Origin of the sequence: Actinophytocola sp. (assembly GCF_045807065.1) — a bacterium.
Taxonomy (GTDB): Bacteria; Actinomycetota; Actinomycetes; order Mycobacteriales; family Pseudonocardiaceae; genus Actinophytocola.
The window spans coordinates 1-5,689 of the sequence record NZ_JBJMIE010000733.1 but is presented as its reverse complement, the minus strand read 5'-3'; the positions used below and the strand labels follow the sequence as shown (position 1 = coordinate 5,689).

At 68.4% G+C, this 5,689-nt stretch carries 5 protein-coding genes and 1 pseudogene; 2 read left to right on the top strand and 4 right to left on the bottom strand.

What is annotated here, in order from left to right:
* Both ACJ73U_RS43175 and ACJ73U_RS43170 read right to left on the bottom strand, forming a co-directional pair.
* Positions 1 to 1,456: asparagine synthase-related protein (locus tag ACJ73U_RS43175; protein ID WP_407783589.1), on the bottom strand; the 1,456-nt coding region annotated here is incomplete at its 3' end.
* A gap of 135 nt (positions 1,457 to 1,591) precedes the next feature.
* Entirely contained in the window at positions 1,592 to 1,702 is a 111-nt protein-coding gene (locus ACJ73U_RS43170) for a keywimysin-related RiPP (protein ID WP_407783588.1), read from the bottom strand.
* A gap of 353 nt (positions 1,703 to 2,055) precedes the next feature.
* Between ACJ73U_RS43170 and ACJ73U_RS43165 the strand changes: the two genes are divergently transcribed.
* Both ACJ73U_RS43165 and ACJ73U_RS43160 read left to right on the top strand, forming a co-directional pair.
* Positions 2,056 to 3,825, top strand: coding sequence for an ABC transporter ATP-binding protein (locus ACJ73U_RS43165; protein WP_407783587.1), 1,770 nt, complete (start codon positions 2,056 to 2,058; stop codon positions 3,823 to 3,825).
* Positions 3,826 to 3,842: 17 nt separating this feature from the next.
* Positions 3,843 to 4,771: pseudogene (locus ACJ73U_RS43160) on the top strand (aldehyde dehydrogenase family protein); the annotation flags it as partial.
* 34 nt (positions 4,772 to 4,805) lie between these two features.
* Here the strand turns inward: ACJ73U_RS43160 and ACJ73U_RS43155 are convergent.
* Positions 4,806 to 5,300: a DUF309 domain-containing protein gene (locus ACJ73U_RS43155; RefSeq protein ID WP_407783586.1), complete on the bottom strand. Its 495-nt coding sequence runs from the start codon at positions 5,298 to 5,300 to the stop codon at positions 4,806 to 4,808.
* 90 nt (positions 5,301 to 5,390) lie between these two features.
* Positions 5,391 to 5,689, bottom strand: a 299-nt coding sequence (locus tag ACJ73U_RS43150) for a DUF5994 family protein (protein ID WP_407783585.1), incomplete at its 5' end; no start/stop codon positions are given.

The following is a 5,689-nucleotide window of genomic DNA, read 5'->3' as shown; positions in this document are numbered from 1 at the left end:
CGGCCAGTGTGATCCCCCGCTGGCGCGCCAGCACGCCGAGGTTGCGGGTCATCCGCGCGATGGTGCCCAGGTCCGCCAGCTCCTGGTGTTGACCGTGTCCGTTTCCCAGTGGCTCGGTTCCTGGTGCGGTGTGCCGGATCAGGTCACGGACGGCGGTCGCCGCGGCCGGCATCACCCAGGGCGGCAGCCGAACCGGTTTGGCCCAGTAGAAACTCGGTCCGAGCGAGGACGACGGCGGTGCGGTCACCTCGGCGGCGAACCGCAGCAACCAGTCCTGATAGGACCGGTTGTCCACCAGTTGACGTAGGACGGTGGGATAGTGCCACCGGTTCAGCGCGACATAGCCTCGCAGGTTGCGCACGGCAGTCCAGGGCCGGCGGCGCAGCAGCGTGTGCAGGTGCGCCACGGAGCCGCCGAGCACCTGGTCGCCGCCGAAACCGGTGAGGTGCAGCCGTGAGCCCCGTGCCGCGGCCCGGTCGGCGATGACGAGCCATCTGCGGTCGAGGGTGATCGCACATGGCTCGTCGAGCGGCACGTCGTCCTGCTCGCCGATGCCCGAGAAGGCGAACGGAGTGCGCTCGGAAGGCACGACGTGGTGTTCGACGTTGCCCAGTGCGGAAATCGTCCGCTGGGCCCAGGCAGCATCGTCCGCCCCGGAATCCAGCGGTGCCCACGTGTAGGCCACCACGTCCGCGGGGCCACGGGAGGCGAGGCAGCACAACGATGTGGTGTCGACACCGCCAAGGTCGGTCGAGACGAGCTCGCGGCCGTGCGTGCGCACCTCCACGGCGGTCGACAGCGCCGCACGCAGTTCCTCGGCGCCCGCCGCCATCGGTACGGCAGGCTCGGGGGCATTCCACCACCGGACCAGCCGATGGTTTCCCTTGCCGTCGACGGCGAGGAAGAACCCGGGCGGTACGGCAGAAAGCCCGTGCCACATGGGCTCGCCCGCGATCGGGTACGGGGCGCCCGGCTCGAGCAGCATCACCGCCAGCCTCGTCTCGTCGAGTGCGGCACCGGTGAGGGCGGCGAGCACGTCCGCGCGGTCGGCGGCGACGGTGACACCGTCCACTTCGGCGTGGATCAGCCTGCGGAAGCCGCTCACCGGCGCCTGAACGCGGGTCCGGCCGGACACCGAGGCGATCAGGTGGAAGTTGCCGGACCAGGACCGGGCAGGTCCGTCGAGGTCGCCCGACGTGTGGACCCGAGCGGCGGCGCCGGCCAGGGCCGCGTCCGACAGCAGGTGTTCGCCGACGACGGCGATCGCTGTGTCGCCGCGAACACCGACGGCGAACTCCGCCGTGGGCCAGCGACCCAGCATCCAGGGCCGACCGGACGGATGGCGTGTCGCACACGTCGCCTGGTCGTACAGCATGTCGGCGACCGGCCCGGCGGCCGGACAGTCGGGGAGCACGACGAACCACGATGGCACGAGATCGAGGTGGGGACGAGTCACTGCGGACTCCTTCGCAGGCGACGCGGAATCTGTGCGCGGCTGAGCCGCACCCGGGTGGGCATGCACCACCCGGGCTCGCTCTCGGCTACGGCCGGCTGGCCACGCACTGCCGGCCGAGGAGCGTCCGGTTCACACTCACTGCTTGCCGAACAGGACGATCAGGTCGTTCGGGCCGTGCTGGCCGATACCGGTCTTCTCGACGAAGGAACCGGCCTCCCTCATGGTGGGACGCTCGTAGGTACGCATTGGTAATTCACCTCCTTCCCGATTGGTTGGGCGACAGGACAGCCAGGAGATCATTCGTGACCTGAATTGCGTTTTATGAAAGATGGTCATATTCTTGGGTCCGACGACCTCCCGGAAACCTGTCGTGCTGTCACCGGAGGTTCGATGTCCGTCTGGGACATTCCGGTGACAGTGACGAACAATCCTCTCTCGACATCCCGAAAACAGACAGTGACTACTGTCATATATTGGGCACGCAGACGTCACTGTCGAAATGTGACACTCCCTATCACCCTCGGTTTCCGGAGGACCGCACCGTCATCGTGTTACGGTTGATCTCATTGTTGTGTCTCAACGGAACCGGCGGTCGTGCCATGTCTACACAGGACGGTCCACAATCCGACTCTGCCTGGCGGACGCTGTTCGGATATGCCCGCCAGTGTCGCCGCGCTTTGGTCGTCGCGGCAGCGATCACATGCGTTGGCGGAGCGGCCTGGCTGGCCCAGCCATTGGCCGCCAAGGCGGTTATCGACGCGTTGTCCGCGAACGAGCCGGTCCTTACTCCAATCGTGTTGCTGACCGCGCTCATCGGGGGCGCTGCCGTGATCGCGGCGACTGGCACCTATCTGCTGGAACGCGCCGCCGAGGGTGTCGTGCTGAACGCCAGGCGCGGACTGATCCACCGCTTGCTGCGGTTGCCGGTCGCGGAAGTCGATCAGCTCAAACCAGGCGATCTGCTTTCCCGCGTCACGTCCGACACGACCCTGCTACGCACCGCGGCCACGACGACGATCGTGGACGCCACCAACGGAACGCTGATGCTCCTCGGCACCGTCGTGTTGATGGCCCTGCTGGATCCCGTGTTGCTGGGTGTCACGATCGCCGTCGTCCTGTTCACCGCACTGGCCATCGGATCGTTCCTGTCGCGGATCGGGCGAGCCACCGAGCTCGCGCAGCAGGCCGTCGGCGAGATGGGTGCGGTGCTGGAGCGGGCGCTTGGTGCATTTCGGACGATCAAGGCCAGTGGGGCGGAGGACAGGGAGAACGCGGTCCTTGACGACGCGGCCGAGCGGGCCTGGCGGCAGGGAGTGTCCGCCGCGGCATGGTCCTCAGTGGTCGGCGTGCTGTCCCGCCTGTCGGTGCAGGTGTCATTCCTGGCGGTGCTCGGCGTGGGCGGGGCACGAGTCGCCGAGGGGACGCTGCCACTGTCCTCGCTGATCGCGTTTCTGCTCTACGTGTTCTACATGCTCACCCCCATCGCCGCACTGGTGAACGCGGCAGGCGACCTGCAGGCCGGCCTGGCGGCGGTACGACGCACCCAGCAGATCCACGTCCTGCCGATCGAACCCGCCGCACCGCGCGCGCAGGTGGTTCCACGGGCGACCGAACCGGCTTCGGTGGCATTCCGCCAGGTGTCGTTCCGCTATCCGAGCACCCGGGAGGTGGTCCTCGACGACCTCAGCTTCGCGACGCACCCGGGTGGGATGACCGCGTTCGTCGGTCCTTCTGGCGCCGGCAAGTCCACTGTCTTCGCCCTGTTGGAACGTTTCTACGACACCATCTCGGGCAGCGTCCTGATCGACGGCCGCGACGTACGCGAATGGCCCCTCGGCGAGCTGCGAGCCACCATCGGCTACGTGGAGCAGGACGCGCCGGTCCTGGCCGCGACACTGCGCGACAACCTCCGGCTCGCCGCACCCGATGCCTCCGACGAGCACATTCTCGAGGTCGTGGTCCGCACCCACCTGGACGACCTGCTGGCCCGCCTCCCGGAGGGGCTGGACACGATGCTGGGAAACCGGGGAACCACGCTGTCCGGCGGTCAGCGGCAGCGCATCGCCATTGCCAGAGCACTCCTACGCCGCCCACGACTGCTACTCCTGGACGAAGCCACCTCGCAGTTGGACGCCGTGAACGAACACCACCTGCGCCAGGTCGTGGCCGAGCTGGCCCACACCACCACGGTTCTGGTCGCGGCACACCGACTGTCCACCGTAACCAGCGCCAGCCAAATCCTGGTGCTGGACGCCGGCCGACTCCGCGCAACCGGCACCCATGCACACCTGTTCTCCACCGACGAGCTTTACCGGCAACTGGCCACCACCCAGCTACTCACCGGCCACCCCGTTCTCGACGCCCCCTGACCGTCCGGTCGAGCCGGGCGTTGGTGGCTGGTAACGCTGTCGTGCTGAAGCCGGACAACAAGACGGCGCTTTCTCCGCTGCACGGTGTGGGGATGTTGGAGGAGGCTGGTCTGCCGGCGGGTTTGTTTCAGGTGGTGTGTGGTGAGGGACCGGATGTCGGCCCGACGTTGATCGACAACGCCGACTATGTGATGTTCACCGGTTCCACGGCCACTGGCAGGGTGATCGGTGAGCGGGCCGGGAGGAATCTCATCGGCTGCTGCCTTGAACTTGGTGGCAAGAACCCGAATGATATGACGAGTTCTCCGATGCGTTCGTGGCCGCGGCGAAGGCGCTTGATGTCCGGGCCGCTTACGACTTCGGTCCGGAGATGGGTTCGCTCGTGTCCGTCGACCACCTGCGTCGGGTCAGCTCGCACGTGGAGGACGCCGTCGCGAAGGGTGCGACGGTGCTGTGCGGCGGCAGGCCTCGTCCCGACCTGGGGCCGGCGTTCTTCGAGCCGACGATCCTCGAGGGTGTCACGAAGGACATGCTCTGTGGCGTCACGGAGACCTTCGGGCCGGTCGTCGCGCTGCACTCCTACCGCAGCGTGGACGAGGCCGTCGCGTTCGCCAACGACACCGACTACGGCCTCAACGCCTCCGTCTGGGGCGGGGACCTGGACGCGGCGCGGGCCGTGGCCGCGCGCATCGACTCCGGCAACGTCAACATCAACGACATCCTGGCCACCGCGTACGCCGCCAAGGCCACCCCGTCCGGCGGCGTCAAGAACTCCGGCGTCGGCACCCGCCACGGCGACCAGGGGCTGCTGAAGTACACCGACGTGCAGAACATGGCGGTGCTCAAGAAGCAGGTCATGGGCGCCCAACCCGGCCAGGACTACGCGAAGTACGTCGAACGCATGCTCTCCGGCCTGAAGATGATGCGCAAGACACGCATCCGGTAGCGGGCAGAGGTCACCTGGTCAGGGGCGCGACGACTCAGCCTGCGCCGCGGAGGCGGGGGACGGGTAGCTGGTCGGCTCCTGCCTCGACGGCCGTGGCGTGGTCGCGCGCCCAGCGCAGCAGGCCGGTGACGTCGATGCCGTGGGGCGGCTCGTCCCGGTAGGGCTCGATGTGGTCGGCGCCGCGTCTGAGCAGGGCGACCGCGCCGGCGACGTTGCCCCGGGCGGCATGTGTGGCGCCGACGGCCAACTGGGCGAGGCCCTTCCACAGCCCGCGCGTCGCTTCCGGCGCGGCCTTCCACGCGTCTTCGAGCACTTCGTGAGCGTGGAACGGCATGCCGTCGTCGAGCAGCCGCTGGGCCTCCAGGAGAGTCTGTTCGGGTGACCGCGCGACGCCTTCCGGCTGGCGCGGGACACCGGGGACCCCGCGCGGCAGGGGCCGACCCAGCCTGTCGCGCGGACGCTCGTTGCGGGCCCGCCCCACCGCGTCGCGGTCGCGGTCGGTCGGTTCCCCGCTGCCACCGGAACTCACCGCTGCAGCCTCTCATCTTTCGGCCGCGAGCACCCGGTGCTCGGACGAGTCGGGTCTCGGTCGAGCTGGTGCACGTGGCCCGTCGCTCTCCTACCGCTGCGTGGAGTGTTTGTCGGCCTGGCGCGGCGCGGGGACTCCGACCGCGGTCAGGATCTCCTCCGGCCGGTCGGCGTTGCCCCGGCGGCCCGCGATCACCATGGCCTCATGACCTGCCGGTTCGGCCATCCCGGGTGGGACGACGAACAGGCTGATGCGGCCGCCGTTCGAACCGGTCACGTGGACGATGTTCTCGTCCTGGTAGGTGAACCCCTCCAGCCGCACCCGGTATCCGTCGACGTCGAGCTTGCGTGGCGCGCTGTCCCAACTGGACAGTGAGTAGGCGACTCGTT

What these genes read in the sequence shown, in the direction of transcription:
- ACJ73U_RS43170 (WP_407783588.1), bottom strand. Translation starts at nt 1,702, where the DNA reads ATGCGTACCTACGAGCGTCCCACCATGAGGGAGGCCGGTTCCTTCGTC.
- ACJ73U_RS43165 (WP_407783587.1), top strand. Translation starts at nt 2,056, where the DNA reads ATGTCTACACAGGACGGTCCACAATCCGACTCTGCCTGGCGGACGCTG.